This window comes from Micromonospora sp. DT4 (assembly GCF_049841675.1).
Classification (GTDB): domain Bacteria; phylum Actinomycetota; class Actinomycetes; order Mycobacteriales; family Micromonosporaceae; genus Micromonospora.
Genome location: NZ_JBNCKT010000037.1, coordinates 24,650 through 48,243, shown reverse-complemented (window position 1 = coordinate 48,243; position 23,594 = coordinate 24,650). Strand labels below are relative to the sequence as shown.

Sequence of the window (23,594 nt, the reverse complement as noted above, 5' to 3'; positions counted from 1 at the left end):
GAGCGCGAAGCCGCCCGACGCATCAACGCCGAACGACTTCTCACTGCGTAGCCGTCCAGTTACCCGACAGTCTCTTACTCGGGCTCACAGCTGGTGGCCCAGGTTCCCTGGACTCTGTTCGTCACGGGCTGTCCGGCGCCGGTGACCGTGACGGCGCAGTCGATCGGTCTATCACCGTCGCGGACCACCTGGCCTCCACCATGACCCTGCTCTGGCCGTAGCTCGGCGGTGGGTAGCCCGGCTGCGGATGGCCGACCGTGGGGTGCTCCGGCGGCGGGGGTGGTGGCCAGGGGCCCGTCGCGGCCGGGTCGGCTGGTGGCGTCGGAGACGACTCGGGCGGCGGCGCGTCGGACATGGCTGCTCCGGGCGGGAGTGGGTAAGGGGTCGACGAGCCAGGGCAGCGCGCGCCGAGCCCGCCGGAAGACTGTCGTACGCGCTGGCCGTCCCGCAACCCCGGTGTGCCGGTGGCGCGGTGGGCGGGCTCGTGACACTCGTCCCGTTGCGGACCGCCAACCACCGATCGCTCAAATCCGGTGCTTGTTTAGCCGTCTTTCAAGCACCCATGATGAGCGAAACTGGGTTAGGCTGCGGGCCATGTGTGGAATCGTGGGATACGCGGGCGCGCGCCCGGCGCTGGGCATCGTGCTCGACGGGCTGCGGCGGCTGGAATACCGGGGCTACGACTCGGCGGGCGTCGCCATCGTCTGCGATGACCAACTGCTGACCGAGAAGAAGGCCGGCAAGCTCGCCAACCTGGAGAAGGTGCTCTCCGAGCGTGCCGCCGACGACCCGACCTCCTGCGCGGCCAGTCCGATCGGCATCGGTGACGGCACCACCGGCATCGGCCACACCCGGTGGGCCACCCACGGTGGGCCGACCGACCGTAACGCCCACCCGCACGTCGCCCCCGACGGCCGCGTCGCGGTGATCCACAACGGCATCATCGAGAACTTCGCCAGGCTCCGCGCCGAGCTGGAGGCCGACGGAGTCCGATTCACCAGCGACACCGACACCGAGTGCGCCGCGCACCTGCTCTCCGCCGCGCTGGCCGACCTGCGCGCCGCCGGCCAGCCGGACGGCCCGCAGCTGCTCGCCGCGGGCATGCGCGTGGTGTGCCAGCGGTTGGAGGGCGCGTTCACCCTGCTCGCGGTCGACGCCGCGGTGCCCGGCGCGGTGGTCGGGGCCCGGCGCAACTCGCCGCTGGTCGTCGGCCGGGGCGACGGCGAAAACTACCTGGCCAGCGACGTGGCCGCGTTCATCGAGCACACCCGCGAGGCGGTGGAACTGGGTCAGGACCAGATCGTCCTGATCACCGGTGACAGCATCGAGATCACCGACTTCGACGGTCAGCCCGCCAGCGGCAAGGACTTCCACATCGACTGGGACGCGTCGGCCGCCGAGAAGGGCGGTTACGACTGGTTCATGCTCAAGGAAATCGAGGAGCAGCCCCAGGCCATCGCCGACACCCTGCTCGGCCGGCTCACCGAGAGCGGCGAGATCGCCCTGGACGAGGTCCGCCTCAGCGACCAGGATCTGCGCGACGTCGACAAGATCTTCATCGTCGCCTGCGGCACCGCTTACCACGCCGGGCTGGTCGCCAAGTACGCCATCGAGCACTGGACCCGGATTCCGTGCGAGGTGGAGCTGGCCAGCGAGTTCCGCTACCGCGACCCGGTGCTCGACCGGTCCACGCTCATCGTGGTGATCTCGCAGTCCGGCGAGACGATGGACACCCTGATGGCCCTGCGCCACGCCAAGGAGCAGAAGGCCCGGGTGCTGGCGATCTGCAACACCAACGGCTCGACCATCCCCCGCGAGTCCGACGCCGTGCTCTACACCCACGGCGGGCCGGAGATCGCCGTCGCCTCCACCAAGGCATTCCTCACCCAGGTCGTCGCCTGCTACCTGATCGGCCTGCACCTGGCCCAGGTACGCGGCATCAAGTTCGCCGACGAGGTCGGCGCGGTCGTGGCCCAGCTCCAAGAGATGCCGGGCAAGCTGCGCGAGCTGCTGGACCGCATCGAGCCGGTCCGCGAGCTGGCCCGGGAGCTGAAGTCGGAGCCGACGGTGCTGTTCATCGGCCGGCACGTCGGCTACCCGGTGGCGCTCGAGGGCGCGCTGAAGCTCAAGGAGCTGGCGTACATGCACGCCGAGGGCTTCGCCGCCGGTGAGCTGAAGCACGGCCCGATCGCCCTGATCGACAAGGGCACCCCGGTGATCTGTGTGGTGCCCTCCCCGGTGGGCCGGGGCATGCTGCACGACAAGGTCGTCTCCAACATCCAGGAGGTCCGGGCGCGTGGCGCGCGGACCATCGTGATCGCGGAGGAGGGCGACGAGGCCGTCGTCCGGTACGCCGACCACCTGATCTACGTGCCGCGTACGCCCACCCTGCTGGCCCCGCTCGTCACCACGGTGCCGCTACAGGTGTTCGCCGCCGAGATCGCCGCAGCCCGGGGACACGACGTGGACCAGCCCCGCAACCTGGCCAAGTCGGTCACCGTCGAGTAGACGGCACCCACGACCGGAGCCCCCGGCGCGCCGCAACCGCGGTGGCCGGGGCTCCGTCGTCCGCACCCCGTCCCGTGACCGGGGCCGTCACCGGCCCAGCACGACGCGGGCCATCCCGTCCAGCGCCGGATTGTCCGGCTCCCAGTAGCCGGCGTGTCCGCCGCGCCCACTGCGGAACACCCGGCCGCCGAACCCGGCATCCGCCGGATCGTGGCCGAACCACAGCTCGTGGCCGGTCCGATCCGGCCAGCCCAGCACCGCGGCGAGCGGAGCGGCGCCGAGCAGGGCCGGGCGGACCAGCTCGTCCACCGGCCGGGCCAGGCGGATCACGTCGTCGGGGGCGCTGCTGGCCCATACCTGCCCGGCCGGGACGCCCAGCTCGTCGGCGCGCGCCACGCCCACCCCGGGCGAGCCGACGAACATCAGCGCGTCGGCCGCCAAACCGTGCTCCCGGGCGGCCATGCCCACCACCAGCGACCCATAGCTGTGCCCGAGCACCGTCTGCCGGGCTGGCGGGCCCTCGTGGGTGGCGCGCAGCCCCTCCTGGAAACGGTGCAGCGCCGGGCCGGCGTCCCGGGCCTGGCCGGCCGACGCGGCCTCGGTCAGGAAGTCCGGTGCGTCGTAGTCCAGCCACAGCACGGCCGCGCTGCGCTCACCCGGCACGAGCGCCGCGCAGCGCTCCAGGACCCGGGCCGCCCGACCCAGCTCGCCAGGGGCGTCGTTCAGCCCGGCGGTCATTCCCGGCACGTACGTCAGCACCCGCTCGGCGCGGTCGGGGTCGTCGAGCGCCACCACCACCCGCCCCTCACCGGTCGGATCCAGCCCCAGCAGGTACGCCCGCGGCGCCCCGCCGGCCAGTCGCTCGGTGAGCGCGTCCAGGCCGGCCAACCGCGCCGCCACCGCACGCAGCCGCACCGAATCGAGCGGCCCCGGCGGCACCCGGACCAGCAACCGCCGCCGCTCGGCCAGCAACTCCTCGCGCCGCGCGCCGAGCAGCAGGCGGTTGGCCTGGTCGCGGGCCGCCACCGGCACCCCGTCCAGACCACCGACCAGCGTGGCCTCGTGCCCGACCAGCCACCGCCGCTGGGCCGGAGTCAACCCGGACCACCAGGCGCGCACCACCGCTGGCGACGCACCGGCAGCCGGCCGGCCGGGTGGTGGCGGGGACGCCCAGCCGGTGCCGGCGGCGCGGGTCAGCTCGGCCAACCGGTCGGCGGTCGCCCGGTCCGCCGCGTCGGCCCGATCGAGCGCCGCGCGCAGAGCCGCCCCCACTCCCGCCACCGCGCTTCCGGCCGCAGCTCCCGCCCCCACGCCGGCGGCCGCCGCCCCTGCCGTCCCCGCCCCGGTCGTCGGTGACTCGCCGGGCCGGACGGCGGGTGCGGGTTTCGCCGGAGCGGCCCGCACACCACCGGCTCGGTCCACCACCAGGCCGGCCGCCTCGGCCCGGGTGACCGCCTCGGCGAGCTGGGCCTTCGCCACGCTGAGCTGCCGGGCCAGCTCGGCCAGCGCCTGGTCGGCCTCGATCAGCGCCGGCGCTACCGAGGTCAGTTCGTCGCGGAGACCGGCTAGCCGGGCGTCGGCCGCCGTGGCCGCCGCGCCGGACCAGCCACCCCGCAGCCGCCCGGCGGCCCCGGACAGCTCACCGGCGTACCGGTCGACCGGCACGGCCAACCCGGCCCAGGCCGCGCCGGCCGCCCGCCAAGCCGCCGGATCGGCGGCCCAGAGCTGCCGGTAGCCGACCCCGCTCACCGGGGCACGGTGGTGAAGCGATCGGCGGCCCGGTCGTCCACCGTCTCGTACGCCTCGGCCGCCGCACGGACCCCGCCGGCGGTCGCCGCCACGTCCGCGCCCAGCCGGCAGAACCAGGCGTGCCCGGCGGCCTCCAGCCCGGCCAGCGCCGCGGCCGACCGCCAGCCCGGCGCCGGCACCAGCAGCCCCGAGACCCGCGCCAGACCCCACGCCAACCGGTACGCCTCGTCGTCGAGCGCGCCGGCCACAGCGCGCAACTCCTGCGGCCGGACGGCGAACGGCTCCTCGGTCATGACCCCACCCCCGTGCTGGATCGGCATCGACGCGCTGAACGCTAGGCGGAGCCGGGTGGCCCCGGAGTGCCCTGTGGACGCACCGGCTGCGGTCGTACCCCGGTGTGTCCACAGGCGTTGCCCACGGCGGGCCCGACGGCTAATCTGCCGCCCTGACCGCCGGTAGGCTGATCTGGTGATCGTCGCTGTCGGCCTCGACGTCGTCCTGGTGGACCGGTTCACCCGGTCCTTGACGCGGACGCCGCTGCTCGCCGACCGGCTCTTCACCGCGGCGGAGCGGACCACCCGCTCCGGCGGTCCGCGCTCGCCGGAGTCGCTCGCCGCCCGCTTCGCCGCCAAGGAGGCCGTCGCCAAGGCGCTCGGCGCTCCGGTCGGCCTGCGGTGGCACGACTGCGAGATCGTGCCCGACGAGGGCGGGCGGCCCTGGCTGAGCGTCTCGGGGACCGTCGCGGCGGTGGCCGTCGAGCGTGGGATCAACCACTGGCACCTCTCGCTGTCACACGACGGCGGGATCGCGTCGGCGATGGTGGTCGCGGAACGGTGACCTCGGCCGGGTGGGACGTGCTGGCCAACCCGCGGAACGGATGGGACACGGTGACATGAGACCGGTGTGGCGGGTGGCCGACGTACGGGCGGCCGAGGCGGGGCTGATGGGCGCGCTGCCGGAGGGCACGCTGATGCAGCGGGCCGCCGCCGGGCTGGCCCGACGGGCCGCGCTGCTGCTCGCCGAGCGCGGCGGCGTGTACGGCGGTCGGGTGCTGCTGCTCGTCGGCTCCGGCGACAACGGCGGCGACGCGCTCTACGCCGGCGAGCGGCTGGCCCGCCGGGGCGTCGAGGTGTCCGCCCTGCTGCTCACCCCGGGACGGGCGCACGCCGCGGGGCTGGCCGCGTTGCGGGCCGCTGGTGGCCGGTTGGTCGACCGCCCCGCCGGTCCCGTCGACCTGGTCCTCGACGGCATCGTCGGTATCGGCGGCGCGGGTGGGTTGCGGGCGAACGCGGACGAGGTCGCCCAGCGCCTGGACGACCTGCGCGGGCGCGACAGCCAGCGGGCCACCGTCCTGGCCGTGGACGTGCCGAGCGGGGTGGCGGTGGACACCGGGCACGTGCCACTGTCCGCGTCCGGCCGGCCCACCGCGGTCCGCGCCGACGTGACGGTCGCCTTCGGCGCGCTCAAGCCCGCCCTGGTGGTCGGCCCGGCCGCCGCCCTGGCCGGACAGGTGGAGCTGGTCGACATCGGGCTGCGGCCCTGGCTGCGGGGCACCCCCGCGCTGCGGGTCACCGAGTGGTCCGACCTGGTGGGGTGGTGGCCGGAGCTGGGTGCCGCGTCGGAGAAGTACACCCGGGGTGTGGTGGGGGTGGCGACCGGTTCGGCGACCTACCCGGGCGCGGCGGTGCTCTCCGTCGGCGGGGCGCTCGCCGGGCCGACCGGGCTGGTCCGGTACGCCGGTGGGGCTCGTGCCGAGGTGCTGCGCCAGCACCCCTCGGTGATCGCCACGCCCCGGGCGGCCGACGCCGGCCGGGTGCAGGCGTGGGTGTGCGGCTCGGGGTTGGGCACCGGCGACGACGCGGCGGCCGAGTTGCGGGCCGTCCTGGCGACCTCGGTGCCGGTGGTGCTCGACGCGGACGCGCTGACCCTGCTGGTGGACGGCTCACTCGCCGACCGGCTGCGCGGCCGGGACGCCCCGATCGTCGTCACGCCGCACGACCGGGAGTTCACCCGGCTGTGCGGGGAGGAGCCCGGCGCCGACCGGGTCGGGTCCGCGCTGCGACTGGCCGCCTGGATGAACGCGGTCGTGCTGCTCAAGGGGGACCGCACGGTGATCGGCACGCCGGACGGCCGGGCATACGTCAACCCGACCGGCACCCCGGCGCTGGCCACCGGCGGCACCGGCGACGTGCTGGCCGGGCTGCTCGGCTCGCTGCTGGCGGCCGGGGTGCCCGCGGACCAGGCGGCCGCCGGGGCCGCGTACCTGCACGGGCTGGCCGGTCGGGAGGCTGCCCGCGGCGGCCCGGTGACTGCGCCCGACGTGGTGACCGCGCTGCGCCCGGTCATCGCCAGGCTGGGCTGATCGTCCCGTCCCGATCCGGTTGGTGCGCCGGGCCGAGCGTCACCGCCCACGGTGATCAGGCTGGAAAGTAGGCTGGGCGCATGTGGCAGGCCGAGGTACGTGTCGATCTTGACGCCATCCGCGAGAACGTGAGCCGACTGCGTGCCGGCACGACCGCCGAGCTGATGGCGGTGGTGAAGGCCGACGGGTACGGCCACGGCATGCTCCCGGCCGCCCGCGCGGCGCTGGACGCGGGGGCCGACTGGCTCGGCGTCTGCACCCTCGACGAGGCGCTCACGCTGCGCCGGAACGGGATCACCGCGCCGGTGCTGGCGTGGCTGCTCGCGCCCGGGCTGCCGCTGCACGAGGGGGTCGGCGCGGGGGTGGACCTCGCCGCCGCCAGCCTCTCACAGCTCGACGAGATGGTCGCGGCGAGTCAACGCGCCGGACGCCCCGCCCGGCTGCACCTGAAGATCGACACTGGGCTGTCCCGGGGCGGCGCCACCGTCGCCGACTGGCCGGCCCTGCTCGACGCCGCCGCGAAGGCCCAGGCCGACGGTCTGATCGAGGTGGTCGGCGTGTGGAGCCACTTCGTGTACGCCGACATGCCCGGCCACCCGACCACCGATCGACAGCTCGCCGTCTTCCACGAGGGGCTGGCCATGGTCGAACGGGCCGGGTTGCGTCCCCGCTGGCGGCACCTGGCCAACTCGGCCGCCACCCTGACCCGCCCCGACACGCACTTCGACCTGGTCCGCCCCGGGCTGGCCATCTACGGACTGTCCCCGGTGGCCGGCGAGACGTACGGGCTGCGGCCGGCGATGACCGCCCGGGCCCGGGTGATGCTCACCAAGCGGGTACCCGCCGGCACCGGCGTCTCCTACGGGCACACGTACACGACGTCGGTCGATGCGAATCTCGCCGTGGTGCCGCTCGGGTACGCCGACGGTGTGCCCCGGCACGCGTCCAACACCGGCCCGGTGCAGCTCGCCGGCGCGCGGCGCACGATCTCCGGACGCGTCTGCATGGACCAGTTCGTGCTCGACTGCGGCGACGACCGGGTGGCCGACGGCGACGTGGCGACCCTGTTCGGCAGCGGCGCCGACGGCGAGCCGACGGCCGACGACTGGGCCGAGGCGGTCGGCACGATCAACTACGAGATCGTCACCCGGTTCGGTGGCACGCGGGTGCCGCGCGTCTACGACGGTGAGCGCCCCTGATGGCGTACCGCATCCCGCGCCCGCGGACCGCGGCCGGCCGCGTCGCCGGCCTGGTCGGCGCTGCGGTCGGGGTGGCGGCGGCCGGTCTGGCCGCCGGCGTCGCGACCGAACGCACCCTGGTCCGCCGGCTGAAGACCGATCCGACCGACCGGTACGCGCAGGAGACGTTCGGCGAGCAGCGGTACGACGAGGCGTTCCGACTGGAACTGCCGGACGGCACCGATATCCACGTCGAGGTGGTCGAGCCGACACGCCCGGTGCCGGGGCGCCCGACGGTGGTGCTGGTGCACGGCTTCTGCCTGGACATGGGCACCTTCCACTTCCAGCGCAAGCTGCTCGCCGCACGCGGCGACTACCGGATCGTGGCGTACGACCAGCCCGGTCACGGCCGGTCCGGCCGGTTGGAGACCGGCGAGTACGATCTGGCCGTGCTCGGCCGGACCCTGCGTCAGGTGATCGACCGGGTCGCCCCGGAGGGGCCACTGGTGCTGGTCGGCCACTCGATGGGCGGCATGACCATCATGGCGTTCGCCGAGCTGTTCCCGGAGTTGTTCGGGGACCGGGTGGTGGGCACCGTGCTGATGGCCACGTCGGGCGGGCTCGTCGCGGAGACCAAGCTCGTGGCCCCGGCGCTGCTGGGCCGGGTTGGTGGCCCGGTGCTGTACATGGTCAGCAACGCCACGCGGTACGGCGGCCCGGTGATCGACAAGGCCCGCAAGTCGACGTCGAACGTGGCCTGGCTGCTGACCCGCAAGTACGGCTTCGGCACCCGCAAGCCCAGCCCTCGGCTCGTGTCCTACGTGGAGACCATGAACTCCCGGACCTCGGCCGACACGGTGACCCGCTACCTGCGGACCCTCGCCACGCACTCGCGCTTCCCGGCGCTGGCGGCGTTGGCGAACGCGCCGGTGCTGGTGGTCGTCGGCGACAAGGACATGATCACGCCGGTGACCCACTCCGAGGAGATCGTCCGGCGGCTGCCGCACGCCGAGTTCGTCAAGATCAAAGATAGTGGTCACGTGGTGATGTTGGAGCACGCCGACGAGGTCAATGCCGCGCTGGAGCGGTTCCTCGAATCACTGGAGAGCATGGAGGACCGGTGAGTTTCGTCGTCAAACTGCCGACCGTCGAGGACACTCGGGAGTTCGGCCGCCGGCTGGCCGGGCTGCTGCGGGCCGGCGACCTGGTGCTGTTGACGGGCCCGCTGGGCGCCGGCAAGACCGCGCTCACCCAGGGCGTCGGCGCCGGGCTCCACGTTCTCGGGGACGTCACCTCGCCGACGTTCGTGATCGCCCGCGTGCACCGGCCCGATCCGGCCCGGGGCGGCCGGGTGGCCCTGGTACACGCCGACGCGTACCGACTGGGCGCCGCGAGCGACCCGCGCGCCGAGATCGACGACCTGGACCTGGACGCCTCGGTGGAAGAGTCGGTGACCGTGGTGGAGTGGGGCGAGGGCCTGGTGGAGCAGTTGGTCGACGCGCACCTGCGGGTCCGCATCGACCGGCGCGATGACGACACCCGGGTCGTCGAGCTGGATCCGGTCGGCGGCGACTGGGCCCGGCGGCTGACTGAGCTGGATCCGGTCGGCGGCGACTGGGCCCGGCGGCTGACCGAGCTGGGTTAGGTCGGCGCGGCGCTGTCGGACCTGGTGCCTAGAGTGCGGGGGACCGACCCGCGCTGGAAGAGGTTTCTGATGCCCGACGATGCCCCCGCCCTGGATCTGCTGGCGCTGCTGCCGGAGCAGTGGCGTGCCGTGCTCACCCCGCACCTCGATCCGGCCCGCACGGCCGCGCTGGCTGAGTTCGTCGCCCGGGAGTACGCGACGCAGACCGTCTTCCCGCCGCTGGAGGATCTCTTCTCGGCGTACCGGCTCTGTCCGCCGGAGGCCACCCGGGTGCTGATCCTCGGTCAGGATCCCTACCATCGGGCCGGGCAGGCGCACGGGTTGAGCTTCAGCGTCCGCGAGGGTGTGTCGGTGCCTCCGTCGCTGCGCAACGTCTTCAAGGAGTTGGGCGAGGACGCGGGCGTGCCCAAGCCGCGCAGCGGCAACCTCGACGGCTGGGCCACGCAGGGCGTGCTGCTGCTCAACGCGGTGCTGACCGTGCGTCAGGCCACCCCCGGCTCGCACGCCAACTCGGGCTGGGAGGAGTTCACCGATGCCACCATCCGGGCGCTCGACGCTCTGCCGGACCGGGTGGTCTTCCTGCTCTGGGGCGGTTACGCCCGCAAGAAGGCGGGCCTGGTCACCAACCCGCGGCATGTCGTCCTGGAGGCCGGCCACCCGAGCCCGATGAACCCGCGCGGCTTCCTCGGCAGCCGCCCGTTCAGCGCGGCCAACAAGGCCCTCGCTGACGCCGGCCGGCCCACCATCGACTGGGAGCGCACCGCCGGCTGATCCCGGCCGCCCGCGTCGTCGGGGTCAGCCCTCGGCGGCGTGGTGCCGGGCCCGGTAGCGGCGCAGCAGGTCGGCGGCCCGTGGCTCGGTCAGCTCCAACTCGACCAGCGGCACCACCCGGTAGTCCCGCCCGCCGTGGCGCACCTCGATCGTCTCGGGCAGCTCGTCGCACATGGTCGCCCTGATCTCGCCGTACCGGGTCGACCAGCGGTGCTCGCCCGGCTCCTCCGGCTCCAACCACACCCCGCCGAACTCGCCCCACCGGGCATTCCACCGCTGGCCGTAGTTCGCCTCCAGCCAGGCGGTGAACCGCTTGGAGTCCTGCCAACGCAGGGCGATCTCGACGGCGTCGACCGGCACCGGCGCGCCCTGCAACAGCGCCGCCGTGCTGCCGGTCAGCACCTGCGGAAAGTCGGTGAGTCGGTCCAGCGTGTCAGCCAGTCCCAGCTCGTCGATGCGCTCGCCGATCGGCCGGGCGGCCAGTTCGTCGATGCGGGCGTCGAGGTGCGCATCCAGCGGCTCGACCCCGACCACCAACTGCACGTCCATCGCGGCGAACAGCCGCTCCAGCACCGGGATGCCCGGCGCACGCTCGCCGCGTTCGATCCTGGCCACAGCCGCCTGGCTGACCTCGGCGAGCCCGGCGAGCTGACGCTGGCTCAGCTCGCGCTGCTGGCGTTGTTGCCGCAACACGGTGCCGAGGAGGGTGACGAGGCGAGTCGATGGCATCCCGGCATGCTGGCCCAGATCGGGACGTTCGCGATAGCTCTGCGGCGGATTGACGACTCGCCGCCATTCGAGACGCGATCAGCTCGGTCGGGGACCCGTCGCTGAACGGCGGCGGTAGTGCTGCTGACGCTGATGCCTGTGAGTCATCTAGATGACTCACAGGCATCACGCTCATCAGGGTGGCGCCGTCGCCGTCGCCGATATCAATTCGCGGCCGTGCTGCTGCGGCCGTGCGCTCCGGCCGTGTTGGTTGGGCCGTGTTGGTCGGGCCGTGCGCTCCGGCCGTGTTGGTTGGGCCGTGTTGGTCGGGCCGTGTTGGTTGGGCCGTGCGCTCCGGCCGTGTTGCTCGATTCGGGCGAGCCCGAAGCTGCGGTCCGCCGGCAAATCGGGGCGGGGCGGGGCGGAGCGGGGCGAGGCGAGGCGTGGTGGGCGGGGGCGAGGCCTGGTGCGGGGCGGGGGCGGGGCGTGACGTGGGGGCGGTGGTGGGGCCGCTAGGCTGGCTAACCGTGCTCGTACTCGTGGTGGACAGCTCGACCCCCGCGGTGACCGCAGCGCTGGTGGAGGTCTCGGCGGACGGCGTCACGTCCCGGGCCCACCGGTGCACGGTCGATGCCCGCGCGCACGGTGAACTGCTCGCGCCGCAGGTCGACGCGGTCCTCGCCGACGCCGGCGCGCGCCCGCGTGACCTGGGCGCGATCGTCGCCGGGCTCGGCCCAGGACCGTTCACCGGGCTGCGGGTCGGCCTGGTCACTGCCGCCACGATGGGGCAGGTGCTCGGCGTCCCGACGTACGGCGTCTGTTCGCTCGATGGGATCGGCCACCCGGCGGCCGCCGGCGAGCCGGTGCTGGCCGCCAGCGACGCCCGCCGCAAGGAGCTGTACTGGGCCGTCTACGACGGCGCCGGTCAGCGGATCGTCGGGCCGGAGGTGTCGACGCCGGCGGTGGCCGCCGCCCGGGCCCGGGAGTTGGGCGCGACGGTCGCGGTCGGCGACGGAGCACACCGGTACGCCGAAGCTCTGGACCTGCCGGTCCGGGTCGAGCCGCGTTACCCGGAGGCCACCGTGCTGGCGCTGCTCGCCGCCGAACGAATCCGGGCGGGCGCGCCCGGCGAACGACTCATCCCGCTCTACCTGCGCCGTCCCGACGCCGTGGCGGCCACCGGCCGTAAACCGGTCCTCCCGTGACGCCGGTACGGTTGGAACGGTTCCGCTGGTGGCACGTCGAGGAGGCGATGCCGATCGAGGCGGACCTGTTCGGCGCCGGGCAGTGGTCGCCCGCCATGTTCTGGAACGAGCTGGCCAACGGGCACCACTATCGGATCGCGGCCGACACCGACGGGACGGTGCTCGGTTACGCGGGGCTCGCCGGCGCCCCGCCGGACGAGATGTGGGTGCAGGTCATCGCCGTCCGGCGGGACGTCCAGCGGAGCGGCATCGGTCGCCTCCTGTTGGAGGAGCTGCTCGCCGAGGCGGACCGTCGGGGCGCCCGCAGCACCCTGCTGGAGGTGGCCGTGGACAACGCCGCCGCCCAGCGGCTCTACGCGACGTACGGGTTCGAGCCGATCGGGGTGCGTCGCGGCTACTACCAACCGAGCAACACCGACGCGCTGGTCATGCGGCGCGACGCCGAGCCGACCGGGGACGGACCACACGACCATGGCTGACGAACCGCTGATCCTGGGCATCGAGACCTCGTGCGACGAGACCGGCGTCGGCATCGTACGCGGACACACCCTGCTGGCCGACGCGCTCGCGTCCAGCGTCGAGGAGCACGCCCGATTCGGGGGCGTGGTGCCCGAGGTGGCCAGCCGGGCCCACCTGGAGGCCATCGTGCCGACCATGCAGCGGGCGCTGACCGACGCCGGAGTCACCCTGGCCGACATCGACGCCATCGCGGTCACCTCCGGGCCCGGTCTGGCCGGCGCGCTGCTCGTCGGGGTCGCGGCCGCGAAGGGGTACGCGCTCGCCGCCGAGAAGCCGGTGTACGGCGTCAACCACCTCGCCGCGCACGTGGCGGTGGACACCCTGGAACACGGTCCGCTCCCGGAGCCCGCCATCGCGCTGCTGGTCTCCGGCGGGCACTCGTCCCTGCTGCGGGTCGACGACCTGGCCCGGGGTGTCACTCCGCTCGGCGCCACCATCGACGACGCGGCCGGCGAGGCGTTCGACAAGGTCGCCCGCCTGCTCGGGTTGCCGTTCCCCGGTGGCCCGCCGATCGACCGCGAGGCCCGTGCGGGTGACGCCGCCTCGATCGCCTTCCCGCGGGGCCTGACCGCCGCGAAGGACCTCGCCGCCCACCGGTACGACTTCTCGTTCTCCGGGTTGAAGACGGCGGTGGCCCGTTGGGTCGAGGCACGGCAGCGTGCCGGCGAGCCGGTGCCGGTCGCCGACGTGGCCGCGTCCTTCCAGGAGGCGGTCTGTGACGTGCTGACCAACAAGGCGATCGCCGCCTGCCGGGCCCAGGGGATCGAGACGCTGGTGATCGGCGGGGGAGTGGCGGCGAACTCCCGGCTGCGGGCGCTGGCCGAGGAGCGGGCCGAGAAGTACGGCATCCGGGTGCGGGTGCCGCGGCCGAAGCTGTGCACCGACAATGGGGCGATGGTGGCTGCGCTCGGATCGCACCTGGTCGCCGCCGGGGTCGCGCCGAGCCGGCTGGACCTGCCGGCCGACTCGGCGCTTCCGTTGACCACGGTCAGCGTGTGACGGGGACGCCGGAGATGATCGTGCGGATGTGGGAGGCGCGCGCCGAGGCGTACGGCGTCGCCGACCTGATCACCTGGGTGTGCGACACCGCCCTGCCCGAGCTGGAGCACGACCCGCTGCACGTGTCCAGCGAGGTCTTCTCGTCCACCGACCACCGTGTCGTGGTCATCTCCAAGTGGCGCAGCAACCCGCGTCCGCTGCCCGATCCGCCGGCCCTGCTGGTGGCCCGCGCCCCACACTCCTGGGACTTCACCCAGGTCGACCGCTGACGGGGGCCACCTCGACTGTTGGTCAGCTGCGGCGCAGCATCCGGTAGGTGGCGATCCCGCCGGTGCCGAGCGCGGCGAGGAAGACCAGCCAGACGACGGTGCTGCTCACTCCGACCTGCGGTCCCGCGTTCGCCCCGGCAGCGGCCAGTAGGCCGTCCTTGCCGGGGGCGGGCAGCGCGGCCGGCGGCAGTTCGGGCCACCGGACCAGGCCGGTGGACTCCAGCATCTGCATGTGGTGCATGACGAAGCCGTTGGCGTCCTCGCAGAGCTTGCGGACCGTCGCGTCGCGGGTGCTGGCCCGCACCGCGCCGATCACCGGGAAGATCTTGCCGTGGGCCACCCGGAGCCGGGTCACGAAGATCTGGTCGAACCGGGCACCGGAGGCCTTCTGCATCTCCGACAGCCAGCCCTTCTGCTCGGCCGTCGGCTCGGACGGAATTGTCGCGCCGAGTTTGTTGGCCGCCTCGACGACGAGCTCGTCGAGCTTCTGGTGCTCGCCGGCGATGTTGGCGCCGATCTCCCGTACCTTCGCCGACTGTCCCTTCTCGGCGGCCATCTGACCGGCCGGCATCTCCCACAACCCGGCCAACCGCACTCCGTTGAGGAGCGTCATGTCGGCGGCGTTGAGCTGCTGCCCCCCGGAGGGGGCGGCGATGGCCACGCCGGGCAGGACACCGACCCCCGCGACGATCGCGATGAGCAACATCGCCGCGCGGTGCATCCGGTTGCCCGGCCGGCGACGGGCCAATCTGAGCGGTGCCATGTCTGCGGTGCCTCCTCGGTCCGGACCGAACGCGTCTGGACCGGGCAGCCGCACCCTGCCGGCAGCCCGTCCGCCCACTGGTACGGACTGATCGTCTGATCAGTTCACCGGGGCGGGCCGTCGAAATGCGGGCCGGGCGTGTGGAGGGGCTGCACGTGCGACGCGGATCAGCGGGTGACGGCGAGGAAGCCGCCGAGCAGCAGCAGGGTGAGCGCGGCGACGGCGAAGAGGACCAGCAGCTCCCGGCGACCGTGCCCGATCGGGTCACCGCCTCCGGCCGCCGCGGCTGCGGGGTCGGGCAGTGCCGGCAGGTCCCGCGTCAGGGCGGCGAGGTCGCCGAGGGTACGGGAGGTCCACACCGCGCCGACCCGCTCGGAGAACTCGTCCAGGGTGAGGCGACCCGCCGTGGTGTGTCGGTGCAGCTCGGCGACCACCCGGTGGCGGTCGTCGTCGGAGGCGCGCAGCTGGACGTCCACACCGGACAGGGTACGCGGCTCAGCCCACGTCGAGGGGGTCGGCGAGGAGCCGTTCGAAGGCCAGTTCGGCGGCGCCGATCAGGGGCGCGTCCGCACCGAGTTGCGGGGTGCGCAGCCGGACGTGTTCCAGGCAGGCGCCGAGGGCGTTGGAGTTGAGCCGGCTGCGGATCTGGGCAGCGGCCGCGAGGTAGAGGTCGCGCATGGTGCCGCCGAAGATGACCATCTCGGGGTTGAAGACGTTGACCAGGTTGGCCACCCCGAAGCCGAGCCAGTCGCCGGCCTGGCGTACCGCCGTCTGGGCGTGGGCGTCCCCCCGATCGGCGGCGTCGAAGACGGCCAGCAGGGCGTCGCGTCCCCGCGCGTCGGACCGTCCGGCGGCGCGCAGCAGACCGTGCTCGCCGATCTCGGTCTCCCAGCAACCCCGGGCGCCACACTCGCAGGGCCTGCCGTCGCGGACCACCTTCATGTGGCCGACCTCGCCGCCGTACCCGCCGTGTCCGGTGAGCCGGCGCCCGCCGGCGATGATCCCCGCGCCGACACCGACGTCGCCGTACAGGTAGATGACGTTGTCACAGTCGGCCGCGACGCCCCTGGTGTGCTCGGCGAACGCCGCCACGTCCGCCACGTTGCCGACCGTGACCGGTACGTCGAGGCCCATCTCGGCGACGAGCGCCGCGCCGATCGGCTCGTCCACCCAGCCGGTGGTGGGGCCGAGCCGGACCAGGCCGTCCTCCCGACGGACCATGCCGCAGACGGCGACGCCGGTGCCGACGCAGATCGCGTCGCCGGGCACCGCCTGCTGCATCTCCTTGACCGCGCCGGCCAGCAGCGGCGCGGCCTCCGCGGCGACCAGACCGCGAGGCCGGTCCAGCTCCCGGCGGTCCAGCACCGCGCCGCCCAGGCCGACCCGGGCGGCGCGCAGCCGGTCCACCTCGACGGAGTACGCGTACGCGTACACCCGGGCCGACTCGGGCCGGACGACAATGGACGGTCGTCCGGCCCGGCCGGTCTCCTTCGGCGTTCCCTCGCTGACCAGCCCGACGCCGGCCAGGTCGGCGGTGAGCGCGCCGATGGTGCTCCGGTTCAGTCCCAGCGCGGTGGTGAGCTCGGCCCGGGTGGTCGCCCCGTGGACGTGCACGTGCCGCAGCAGGGCCCCGAGGTTCTGCCTCCGGACCTCCTCCTGGCTGGGTGCCGGGCGCATGCTGGTGCTACCTTCCGCGCGGTCAGCGGGTGCCGGTGGCTGCCGCGCGACGGCGGGAGAGCGCGTCGACGCTGGCGGCGAGGAGCAGCACGACGCCGGTGACCACGTACTTGACTCCCGCGCTGTACCCCATCAGGCCCATCCCGTTTTCGATGACCGCGACCACCGCGCCGCCGAGCACGGCGTCGAGGACGCGGCCCTTGCCGCCGAAGAGGCTCGTGCCGCCGATGACGGCCGCGCCGACCGCGTAGAGCAGTACGTTACTGCCCCCCGTGTTCGGGTCGACCGAGTTGGCCCGGCTGGCCGCCACGATGCCTCCGACGGCTGCCATCGACGAGCAGATCATGAAGACCGAGATCTGGATGCGGTCGACGCCGATGCCGGCCCGGCGGGCCGCCTCCCGGTTGCCGCCCACGGCGTAGATGTGCCGGCCGTAGCTGGTGCGTTGCAGCACGAAGGTCCAGACGACCAGCAGCACCGCGATGATCGGCACCACGATCGGCACGCCCTTGAGCGAGCTGATCAGGACGTTGCGGCTGCGCTCGAGGTTGAGGACGTACACGGCCGTGCCGAGGATGATGGCGAGCCCGGCGATCCGGAGCGCCACCACCGCGATCGGGTCGGTGATGAGGCCGCGGGCCACCCGGTTGCGGTGCCGCAGCAGTTGCACCGCCGCGTAGCCGACGACCGCGAGGATGGCGAACGTCCAGCCCAGGGCGGGGGTGAGGTTGCGGTTGGCGATGGCGACCAGCACGTTGTCGCGGACGGAGACGTTGGTGCCATCCTTGACGAGCAGTAGCACGATGCCCTGGAAGGCGAGGAAGCCGGCGAGGGTGACCACGAAGGACGGAATGCCGATCTTCGCGACGAGCAGACCGATGGTGGTGCCGATGACCAGACCGGTGGCGATCGCCGCGAGCACGGCGACCCACCAGGGGTAGCCGAGCACGGTGACCACGTTGGCCAGCACCGCCGCGCAGACGCCGCTGGCGAAGCCGGCGGAGAGGTCGATCTCGCCGAGCAGCAGCACGAAGACCAGACCCATCGCGATGAGCGTGACCGCGGCGCCCTGGGTGAAGAGGTTGGCGAAGTTGCCGGCCGACAGGAACGACGACGGCCGCATGACCGCGAACACGGTGCAGAGCACGATCAGGCCGAGTACGGCCGGCAGCGCGCCGACGTCGCCACCGCGTACCCGACTCAGGTAGTTGCGGGCGTGCCTCCCGACGGTCGGCGGCGGTGTGACGGCCGCCGGGCCGTCCTTGCGCACGGCGGTGGTGGTCATCGGGCGCCTCCTGAAATCGAGTCGGCCGGTTGCGGGCCGTCGCCGTTGCCGCCCGGGTCGGTGGCGCGGCCGAGCCCGCCCGAGCGCCCGGCGGTGATCAGCTCGACCACCTGGGCGTGAGTGATGTCGGTGGTCTTCACCTGGGCGACCATCTGGCCGAGGTACAGCGCGGCGATCCGGTCAGAGACGGCGAAGACGTCGTTCATGTTGTGCGAGATGAGCACCACGGCCAGGCCGTTGTCGGCGAGGCGGCGGACGAGTTCGAGCACCTGGGCGGTCTGCGCAACGCCGAGCGCCGCGGTCGGCTCGTCCAGGATGACCAGTTTACTGTTCCAGAGCACCGCCTTGGCGATGGCCACGGTCTGGCGCTGACCGCCGGAGAGGCTGGACACGTGCTGGCGCAGCGAGGTGACCGTTCGGATGGAGAGCCCGGCCAGTGTCTCGGCGGCGAGCTGTTCCATGGTCGGCTCGTCCAGGACGAGGCCGCTGCGCTTCTCCCGGCCGAGGAACATGTTCTGCACGATGTCCAGGTTGTCGCAGAGCGCCAGGTCCTGGTAGACGACCTCGATGCCGAGCGCGGCGGCGTCGCGGGGGCTGCCGATGTGCACCGGCTCGCCATTGAACAGGAACTCGCCGGCGTCGGTGGGGTGGATGCCGCTGATGCACTTCACCAGGGTCGACTTGCCGGCGCCGTTGTCGCCGACCAGCGCGGTCACTTCGCCCGGGTGGACGGTCAGGGCGACGTCGCGGAGCACCTGGACGGGACCGAAGCTCTTGTCGATCCCGCGGAGCTCCAGCAGGGGGGTCGCGGACACGGGGGTCTCCTTCTTAAGGGAGGGTCGGGGCCCGTCCGGCGGGCGCCGCCCGGCACGGGAGGGGTGCTCCCGTGCCGGGCGGCGGTGGTCGTCCCGGCGGGTACTGCGGCGTCGGTCAGCTGATGCCGGCGTCGGCGCAGGCCTTGGCGTACGCCGCGGTGCAGACCTCTTCCTTGGTCACGTAGCCGTCGGCGATGACGTCCTTGATGGTGTCCTTGTAGATGGCCTTCGGGGTGAGCAGCACCGAGGGGACGTCGCGGTTGCCCTCGGGGTCCTTCACCGTCTGGCCGGTGTCCTTCTTCTCGCCCTTGGCGAGCGCGATGGCGAGGTCGGAGGCGGCCTTCGCCTCTTCGCGGACGGCCTTGTAGACGGTCATGCACTGGTCACCGGCGAGGATGTTCTGCAGGCCCTCGGTGCTGGCGTCCTGGCCGGTCACCGGCACCTTGCCGTTGAGCTTGTTCTTCTTGAGGATCGAGATGGCGGCGTTGCCGAGGCCGTCGTTGGCGGCCAGCACGCCGTCGATCTTGCCGCTGGCCTTGGTGAGCTGCTGCTCGAAGATCGTCGCGGCCTGCGCGTTGTCCCACGCCGGCACCGAGTCCTCGGGGCCCTTGGTGTATTCCTTGGAGTCGAACTTCGGCTTGAGCACCGAGTCGTAGCCGGCCTTGAACAGGGTGGCGTTGTTGTCGGTGGGGGAGCCGTTCAGGTACGCCACGACGGGGTTCTTGGCGTTCTTCTCAGTCAGGCACTTGGACAGACCCTCGCCCTGGAGCTTGCCGACGGTCTCGTTGTCGAAGCTGACGTAGTACTGGGCGGAGCCGCCCAGGGTGAGCCGGTCGTAGTCGATGGTGGCGACGCCCTGCGACTTGGCCTTGTCGAGCACGGCCTTGCCGGTGCCGGAGTCCAGGTTGACGATCATCAGGGCGGTGACGCCGCTGGTGATCATCTGGTCGGCGATGGTCTGGAAGGCGGTCTTGTCGTTCTGGGCGTTCTGGATGTCGTACTTGACGCCGGCGGCCTTGAAGGCCTCCTCCAGGAACCGACGGTCCGCGGTCTCCCAGCGGGCCGAGGATTTGCTGTCCGGGAGGATCACGCCGATCTTCGGGGTCTTGGCGGAGCCGCCGGCGTCGGAGCCGGAGTCGTCGTCGCCGCACGCGGTCAAACCGCCGGTCGCGAGCAGGCCCACGGCGGCGATGGTGAGGATCCCCTTACGCATGTGCAGGGTCCTTTCGGAGGTGGGGGAGGTGTTGTTTTGTTGTGTCCGGCAACGTATTTCGCGTCACACCAGCACCACAAGACCGCGCAGGTCCCAAGTTTGTTGGAGGCGATAACAATTCAGCAACGCGACTGTTACTCCCCGGCCATCGCGCCGGGCGGTCGATGTAACGAAATGCGTCAGTGGCTCTGCAGCGGCGCGGTGCGGGCCTCGGTCGACGCCACCAGGTCCGCTGCCGCCAGTTCGAGTTGCAGGCCGCGCCGGCCCGTCGAGACGTAGCTGGTCGGCAGATCCAGCGCCGAGTCGGCGCCGTAGTTCGGGGCGTCCGGCGAGACCCGGTACGGGTGGGTGCGATGCGCGATCCCACGCTTGACCAGTAGCGCCGTCGCCGGCGTGCCCTGTCCCGCCACGTCGACGGCGCTAGTCGACCGGTCGGCCGATCAGCACGGTCGGGGCTCCGGCGACGCGGGTGAGCACCAGGCTCGCCGCCTGGTCGCCGGCCAACCGCAGATCCCGCCGTAGCTGCTCCGGGGTGAGTGCCGAGCCTCGTTTGAGGATCTCCACCCGGCCCACCCGGCGCTCGCGCAGCAACGCCCGCAGTCGCTTGAGCGAGAACGGCAGCACGTCGGTGATCTCGAGGCAGCGCGCGTACGGGGTGCGCGTCGGATGGTCGGCGTAGAGGTACGCGATGCTCGGATCGCCCAGGGTGGCGTCCAGTTCGGTGGCCAGCTCGGCGACGAGGTGCGCGCGGACCACCGCCGCGTCCGGGTCGTACAGGTAGCGGCGCGGCGACCCGACCGGTGCGTCGTCGGCGCCCGACCCGGTGAGCTGACGGCGGTCGTTCTCGACGCCCCGCTGGCGGTAGAGGGTGGCGCGGCGAGGCACCTCGGCGAGTTCGCCGCACCAGAGCGCGGCCTCGACCAGGTCGCCGTCCACGGAGACCCACTCCGCCTCCGCTCCCGCCGGGATGAGCGCGTGCTCCAGGCCCGGCGCGACCTTCACCACCGTGCGCGGCACCCGCTCGGCCAGCCCCGTCACGAAGTCCCACGGCGGCGAGTAGGCGCGCGGATCGAAAATCCGTCGACCGGTGCCGGTGGCGCGTCGGGCCGGGTCGCAGAAGACGCCATCCACCCGGGACACGTCGAACGCGGTCGCGTCGCCGCACTCGACCGTGAACAGGTCGGCCAGCCCGGCAGCGGCGGCGTTGGCAGCGGCCATTTCCGCGGTCACCGGGTCGGCCTCCACCCCGTACACCCGGATTCCGGCGCGGGCTGCGGCCAGGGCGTCGGCGCCGAGGCCGCACCCGAGGTCGGCCAGGGTCCGCACTCCGGCCGCGTGCAGCCGGGCGGCGCGACGGTCGGCGACCACCCGGCGCGTGGCCTGTTCCAGGCCGGGGCGGGTGAGGAACATCCCGGCGGCGGCCGGGCCGAATTTGCCCACCGCCCGGTGGCGCAGCTCGGCCTGGGTGAGTGCCGCCGCCGCCAGCGTGGGCGGCACCCCGGTCGCGCGCAGCGCCGACGCCGCGGTCAGTGGGTCGCCGCCGGCCAGTTCGGCCGCCGCCGCGAGGGCGGCCGACCCCTCGGGGGTACGCAGTGCCGAAAGCTGATCGAGATCCACCTGCTCATTCTCCCGGCCCAGGTGAAAATACCGCTGGCGGGGCGCGACGCGCTGGCACTCTCCTTGACGGAGTGCTAGCCACGGAATAACCTGCGATTAGCACTCTCACCCTGAGGGTGCCAGCTCCCGGGTCTCGTGACCCGGGCGCGCACGCCAGGCGGACCGGCACCCGCGACGACGGCCCCGCCCGGTGGCATGAGGCAGATTGACGCTGGTCAGCCCCGCTGGCCGGCAACGAAACCAGTACCCCAGGAGGGTATGCCCGTGACTACCGCGACCAAGGTTGCGATCAAGCCGCTCGAGGACCGCATCGTGGTCCAGGCGAACGAGGCTGAGACCACCACGGCGTCGGGCATCGTGATCCCCGACACCGCCAAGGAGAAGCCGCAGGAGGGCACCGTCCTCGCTGTCGGTCCGGGGCGCGTCGACGACAACGGCAACCGGGTTCCGGTTGACGTGCAGGTCGGCGACACCGTCCTCTACTCGAAGTACGGCGGCACCGAGGTCAAGTACGCCGGCGAGGAGTACCTGGTGCTCTCCGCCCGCGACGTCCTCGCGGTCATCGAGAAGTAAGCAACCGATCAGTGTCGCTGCCCCGGTCCGGCTCGCCGGGCCGGGGCAGTGGCGCTTCGAAGGGACATTCATGGCGAAGATCCTCAGCTTCTCGGACGACGCCCGACACCTGCTGGAGCACGGTGTCAACGCCCTCGCGGACGCGGTCAAGGTCACCCTCGGCCCGCGCGGGCGCAACGTCGTCCTGGACAAGAAATTCGGTGCGCCGACGATCACCAACGATGGCGTGACCATCGCCAAGGAGATCGAGCTCACCAACCCCTACGAGAACCTCGGCGCGCAGCTGGTCAAGGAGGTGGCGACCAAGACCAACGACGTCGCCGGCGACGGGACCACCACCGCGACCGTGCTGGCGCAGGCGATGGTCCGTGAGGGCCTGCGCAACGTGACCGCCGGGGCCAACCCGGCCGGCCTCAAGCGGGGCATCGACGCGGCGGCCGCCAAGGTCTCCGAGGCGCTGCTCGGCCGGGCCGTCGAGGTCACCGGCAAGGAGTCGATCGCGAACGTGGCGACGATCTCCGCGCAGGACGCCACCATCGGCGAGCTGATCGCCGAGGCGATGGAGCGGGTCGGCCGCGACGGTGTCATCACCGTCGAGGAGGGCTCGATGCTCACCACCGAGCTGGACGTGACCGAGGGTCTCCAGTTCGACAAGGGCTTCATCTCGCCGAACTTCGTCACCGACCTGGAGGGTCAGGAGTCCGTCCTGGAGGACGCGTACATCCTGGTCACCACCCAGAAGATCTCGGCGATCGAGGAGCTGCTGCCGCTGTTGGAGAAGGTCCTGCAGAACAGCAAGCCTCTGCTGATCATCGCCGAGGACGTGGACGGGCAGGCGCTCTCCACCCTGGTGGTCAACTCGCTGCGCAAGACCATCAAGGTCTGCGCGGTCAAGGCCCCGGGCTTCGGCGACCGGCGCAAGGCCATGCTCCAGGACATCGCGATCTCTACGGGCGCCGAGCTGGTCGCCCCGGAGCTGGGCTACAAGCTCGACCAGGTCGGCCTGGAGGTGCTCGGCACCGCCCGGCGCGTCGTGGTCGACAAGGAGAACACCACGATCGTCGACGGCGGCGGCCAGAAGACCGAGGTCGACGACCGGGTGGCCCAGATCCGCAAGGAGATCGAGGCCTCCGACTCCGACTGGGACCGGGAGAAGCTGGCCGAGCGGCTGGCCAAGCTCTCCGGCGGCATCGCCGTGATCAAGGTGGGTGCGGCGACCGAGGTCGAGATGAAGGAGCGCAAGCACCGCATCGAGGACGCCATCGCGGCGACCAAGGCCGCGGTCGAGGAGGGCACCGTGCCCGGCGGCGGCGCCGCCCTGGTGCAGATCCTCCCCGTGCTCGACGACGATCTGGGCTTCACCGGCGAGGAGAAGGTCGGCGTCTCGATCGTGCGCAAGGCGCTGGTCGAGCCGCTGCGCTGGATCGCGCAGAACGCCGGCCACGACGGCTACGTCGTGACCCAGAAGGTCGCCGGTATGCAGTGGGGCAACGGCCTCGACGCCGCCACCGGCGAGTACGGCGACCTGGTCAAGTCCGGCATCATCGACCCGGTCAAGGTGACCCGCAACGCCGTCACCAACGCCGCGTCGATCGCCGGCCTGCTGCTCACCACGGAGAGCCTCGTGGTGGAGAAGCCGGAGCAGCCCGAGCCGGCCGCCGCCGGTGGTGGGCACGGCCACGGCCACGGCCACGGCCACCAGCACGGCCCGGGCTTCTGACCCGGTAGCGACACCCGT

The 23,594-nt window shown here is 72.8% G+C and carries 24 protein-coding genes; 13 read left to right on the top strand and 11 right to left on the bottom strand.

Annotated features, from left to right (window positions below; genetic code table 11):
- Positions 1-594 precede the first annotated feature (594 nt).
- Complete coding sequence (gene glmS, locus ACLQ24_RS13575; RefSeq protein WP_425891687.1) at positions 595-2,508, top strand: glutamine--fructose-6-phosphate transaminase (isomerizing); 1,914 nt, start codon at positions 595-597, stop codon at positions 2,506-2,508.
- A gap of 87 nt (positions 2,509-2,595) precedes the next feature.
- Here the strand turns inward: glmS and ACLQ24_RS13570 are convergent, their stop codons facing one another.
- Both ACLQ24_RS13570 and ACLQ24_RS13565 read right to left on the bottom strand, forming a co-directional pair.
- A complete protein-coding gene (locus ACLQ24_RS13570) occupies positions 2,596-4,257 on the bottom strand; it encodes an alpha/beta hydrolase (RefSeq protein ID WP_425891685.1) in 1,662 nt (553 codons plus the stop codon).
- Complete coding sequence (locus ACLQ24_RS13565) at positions 4,254-4,550, bottom strand: hypothetical protein (protein WP_425891683.1); 297 nt, start codon at positions 4,548-4,550, stop codon at positions 4,254-4,256. The genes ACLQ24_RS13570 and ACLQ24_RS13565 overlap by 4 nt, the downstream gene beginning before the upstream one ends.
- A 175-nt stretch (positions 4,551-4,725) precedes the next feature.
- On the opposite strand from ACLQ24_RS13565, the gene ACLQ24_RS13560 reads away from it, so the two are divergent.
- The 6 genes from ACLQ24_RS13560 (at position 4,726) to ung (ending at position 10,213) form a co-directional block, all read left to right on the top strand.
- Positions 4,726-5,094 carry a holo-ACP synthase gene (locus tag ACLQ24_RS13560; RefSeq protein ID WP_425891681.1) on the top strand — a complete coding sequence of 123 codons (369 nt, stop codon included), beginning with the start codon at positions 4,726-4,728 and terminating at the stop codon, positions 5,092-5,094.
- 55 nt (positions 5,095-5,149) lie between these two features.
- Positions 5,150-6,619, top strand: coding sequence for an NAD(P)H-hydrate dehydratase (locus ACLQ24_RS13555; RefSeq protein WP_425891679.1), 1,470 nt, complete (start codon positions 5,150-5,152; stop codon positions 6,617-6,619).
- Between the two features lie 80 nt (positions 6,620-6,699).
- The gene (alr, locus tag ACLQ24_RS13550) at positions 6,700-7,818 is read left to right on the top strand and encodes an alanine racemase (protein WP_425891677.1); all 1,119 of its coding nucleotides are present in this window, start codon (positions 6,700-6,702) and stop codon (positions 7,816-7,818) included.
- Complete coding sequence (locus ACLQ24_RS13545) at positions 7,818-8,921, top strand: alpha/beta fold hydrolase (protein ID WP_425891675.1); 1,104 nt, start codon at positions 7,818-7,820, stop codon at positions 8,919-8,921. The genes alr and ACLQ24_RS13545 overlap by 1 nt, the downstream gene beginning before the upstream one ends.
- Positions 8,918-9,442 (top strand): tRNA (adenosine(37)-N6)-threonylcarbamoyltransferase complex ATPase subunit type 1 TsaE, encoded by a 525-nt coding sequence (gene tsaE / locus ACLQ24_RS13540; RefSeq protein ID WP_425891673.1) that lies wholly within the window; start codon positions 8,918-8,920, stop codon positions 9,440-9,442. Before ACLQ24_RS13545 ends, tsaE begins: the two co-directional genes overlap by 4 nt.
- Positions 9,443-9,511: 69 nt before the next feature.
- Positions 9,512-10,213 (top strand): uracil-DNA glycosylase, encoded by a 702-nt coding sequence (ung, locus tag ACLQ24_RS13535; RefSeq protein WP_425891671.1) that lies wholly within the window; start codon positions 9,512-9,514, stop codon positions 10,211-10,213.
- Positions 10,214-10,237: 24 nt separating this feature from the next.
- Here the strand turns inward: ung and ACLQ24_RS13530 are convergent, their stop codons facing one another.
- The gene (locus ACLQ24_RS13530; RefSeq protein WP_425891669.1) at positions 10,238-10,942 is read right to left on the bottom strand and encodes a helix-turn-helix domain-containing protein; all 705 of its coding nucleotides are present in this window, start codon (positions 10,940-10,942) and stop codon (positions 10,238-10,240) included.
- Between the two features lie 506 nt (positions 10,943-11,448).
- Here ACLQ24_RS13530 and tsaB point away from each other — a divergent pair.
- From tsaB to ACLQ24_RS13510, 4 genes are read left to right on the top strand one after another with little or no spacing between them, the layout of a single operon-like run.
- On the top strand, positions 11,449-12,126 hold the full coding sequence (gene tsaB, locus ACLQ24_RS13525; protein WP_425891668.1) for a tRNA (adenosine(37)-N6)-threonylcarbamoyltransferase complex dimerization subunit type 1 TsaB: 678 nt from the start codon (positions 11,449-11,451) through the stop codon (positions 12,124-12,126).
- Positions 12,123-12,605 (top strand): ribosomal protein S18-alanine N-acetyltransferase, encoded by a 483-nt coding sequence (gene rimI, locus ACLQ24_RS13520; RefSeq protein WP_425891667.1) that lies wholly within the window; start codon positions 12,123-12,125, stop codon positions 12,603-12,605. Before tsaB ends, rimI begins: the two co-directional genes overlap by 4 nt.
- Entirely contained in the window at positions 12,598-13,644 is a 1,047-nt protein-coding gene (gene tsaD / locus ACLQ24_RS13515; protein WP_425891665.1) for a tRNA (adenosine(37)-N6)-threonylcarbamoyltransferase complex transferase subunit TsaD, read from the top strand. The genes rimI and tsaD overlap by 8 nt, the downstream gene beginning before the upstream one ends.
- Before the next feature lie 14 nt (positions 13,645-13,658).
- Positions 13,659-13,913, top strand: a complete 255-nt coding sequence (locus ACLQ24_RS13510) for a hypothetical protein (RefSeq protein WP_053660576.1) — start codon at positions 13,659-13,661, stop codon at positions 13,911-13,913.
- Positions 13,914-13,935: 22 nt separating this feature from the next.
- On the opposite strand, the gene ACLQ24_RS13505 is transcribed toward ACLQ24_RS13510, so the two are convergent.
- The 8 genes from ACLQ24_RS13505 to ACLQ24_RS13470 all read right to left on the bottom strand — a co-directional run bounded on the left by ACLQ24_RS13505 (position 13,936) and on the right by ACLQ24_RS13470 (position 21,283).
- Positions 13,936-14,676 carry a DUF4142 domain-containing protein gene (locus ACLQ24_RS13505; RefSeq protein WP_425891663.1) on the bottom strand — a complete coding sequence of 247 codons (741 nt, stop codon included), beginning with the start codon at positions 14,674-14,676 and terminating at the stop codon, positions 13,936-13,938.
- A 167-nt stretch (positions 14,677-14,843) separates the two neighbouring features.
- The gene (locus ACLQ24_RS13500; RefSeq protein WP_425891662.1) at positions 14,844-15,152 is read right to left on the bottom strand and encodes a DUF1707 SHOCT-like domain-containing protein; all 309 of its coding nucleotides are present in this window, start codon (positions 15,150-15,152) and stop codon (positions 14,844-14,846) included.
- Between the two features lie 19 nt (positions 15,153-15,171).
- Positions 15,172-16,353 (bottom strand): ROK family protein, encoded by a 1,182-nt coding sequence (locus ACLQ24_RS13495; protein WP_425891660.1) that lies wholly within the window; start codon positions 16,351-16,353, stop codon positions 15,172-15,174.
- A gap of 22 nt (positions 16,354-16,375) precedes the next feature.
- A complete protein-coding gene (locus tag ACLQ24_RS13490; protein ID WP_425891658.1) occupies positions 16,376-17,638 on the bottom strand; it encodes a sugar ABC transporter permease in 1,263 nt (420 codons plus the stop codon).
- Positions 17,635-18,453 (bottom strand): ATP-binding cassette domain-containing protein, encoded by an 819-nt coding sequence (locus tag ACLQ24_RS13485; protein ID WP_425891656.1) that lies wholly within the window; start codon positions 18,451-18,453, stop codon positions 17,635-17,637. Before ACLQ24_RS13485 ends, ACLQ24_RS13490 begins: the two co-directional genes overlap by 4 nt.
- A 115-nt stretch (positions 18,454-18,568) precedes the next feature.
- Positions 18,569-19,666, bottom strand: a complete 1,098-nt coding sequence (locus tag ACLQ24_RS13480) for a sugar ABC transporter substrate-binding protein (protein ID WP_425891655.1) — start codon at positions 19,664-19,666, stop codon at positions 18,569-18,571.
- Between the two features lie 179 nt (positions 19,667-19,845).
- Entirely contained in the window at positions 19,846-20,076 is a 231-nt protein-coding gene (locus ACLQ24_RS13475) for a hypothetical protein (protein ID WP_425891654.1), read from the bottom strand.
- 10 nt (positions 20,077-20,086) lie between these two features.
- Positions 20,087-21,283, bottom strand: a complete 1,197-nt coding sequence (locus ACLQ24_RS13470) for a THUMP-like domain-containing protein (protein ID WP_425891653.1) — start codon at positions 21,281-21,283, stop codon at positions 20,087-20,089.
- 258 nt (positions 21,284-21,541) lie between these two features.
- Between ACLQ24_RS13470 and groES the strand changes: the two genes are divergently transcribed.
- Positions 21,542-21,856, top strand: coding sequence for a co-chaperone GroES (gene groES, locus ACLQ24_RS13465; protein ID WP_030330046.1), 315 nt, complete (start codon positions 21,542-21,544; stop codon positions 21,854-21,856).
- A gap of 70 nt (positions 21,857-21,926) precedes the next feature.
- A complete protein-coding gene (groL, locus tag ACLQ24_RS13460; protein WP_425891651.1) occupies positions 21,927-23,576 on the top strand; it encodes a chaperonin GroEL in 1,650 nt (549 codons plus the stop codon).
- Positions 23,577-23,594 lie beyond the last annotated feature (18 nt).

Excerpts from the sequence above, each read along its gene's own strand:
- ACLQ24_RS13495 (WP_425891660.1), bottom strand. The coding sequence starts at position 16,353 with ATGCGCCCGGCACCCAGCCAGGAGGAGGTCCGGAGGCAGAACCTCGGG.
- tsaD (WP_425891665.1), top strand. The coding sequence starts at position 12,598 with ATGGCTGACGAACCGCTGATCCTGGGCATCGAGACCTCGTGCGACGAG.
- ACLQ24_RS13545 (WP_425891675.1), top strand. The coding sequence starts at position 7,818 with ATGGCGTACCGCATCCCGCGCCCGCGGACCGCGGCCGGCCGCGTCGCC.
- ACLQ24_RS13480 (WP_425891655.1), bottom strand. The coding sequence starts at position 19,666 with ATGCGTAAGGGGATCCTCACCATCGCCGCCGTGGGCCTGCTCGCGACC.
- groL (WP_425891651.1), top strand. The coding sequence starts at position 21,927 with ATGGCGAAGATCCTCAGCTTCTCGGACGACGCCCGACACCTGCTGGAG.
- ACLQ24_RS13555 (WP_425891679.1), top strand. The coding sequence starts at position 5,150 with ATGAGACCGGTGTGGCGGGTGGCCGACGTACGGGCGGCCGAGGCGGGG.
- ACLQ24_RS13530 (WP_425891669.1), bottom strand. The coding sequence starts at position 10,942 with ATGCCATCGACTCGCCTCGTCACCCTCCTCGGCACCGTGTTGCGGCAA.
- ung (WP_425891671.1), top strand. The coding sequence starts at position 9,512 with ATGCCCGACGATGCCCCCGCCCTGGATCTGCTGGCGCTGCTGCCGGAG.
- ACLQ24_RS13505 (WP_425891663.1), bottom strand. The coding sequence starts at position 14,676 with ATGGCACCGCTCAGATTGGCCCGTCGCCGGCCGGGCAACCGGATGCAC.
- groES (WP_030330046.1), top strand. The coding sequence starts at position 21,542 with ATGCCCGTGACTACCGCGACCAAGGTTGCGATCAAGCCGCTCGAGGAC.
- alr (WP_425891677.1), top strand. The coding sequence starts at position 6,700 with ATGTGGCAGGCCGAGGTACGTGTCGATCTTGACGCCATCCGCGAGAAC.
- ACLQ24_RS13565 (WP_425891683.1), bottom strand. The coding sequence starts at position 4,550 with ATGACCGAGGAGCCGTTCGCCGTCCGGCCGCAGGAGTTGCGCGCTGTG.
- ACLQ24_RS13490 (WP_425891658.1), bottom strand. The coding sequence starts at position 17,638 with ATGACCACCACCGCCGTGCGCAAGGACGGCCCGGCGGCCGTCACACCG.
- ACLQ24_RS13510 (WP_053660576.1), top strand. The coding sequence starts at position 13,659 with ATGATCGTGCGGATGTGGGAGGCGCGCGCCGAGGCGTACGGCGTCGCC.
- glmS (WP_425891687.1), top strand. The coding sequence starts at position 595 with ATGTGTGGAATCGTGGGATACGCGGGCGCGCGCCCGGCGCTGGGCATC.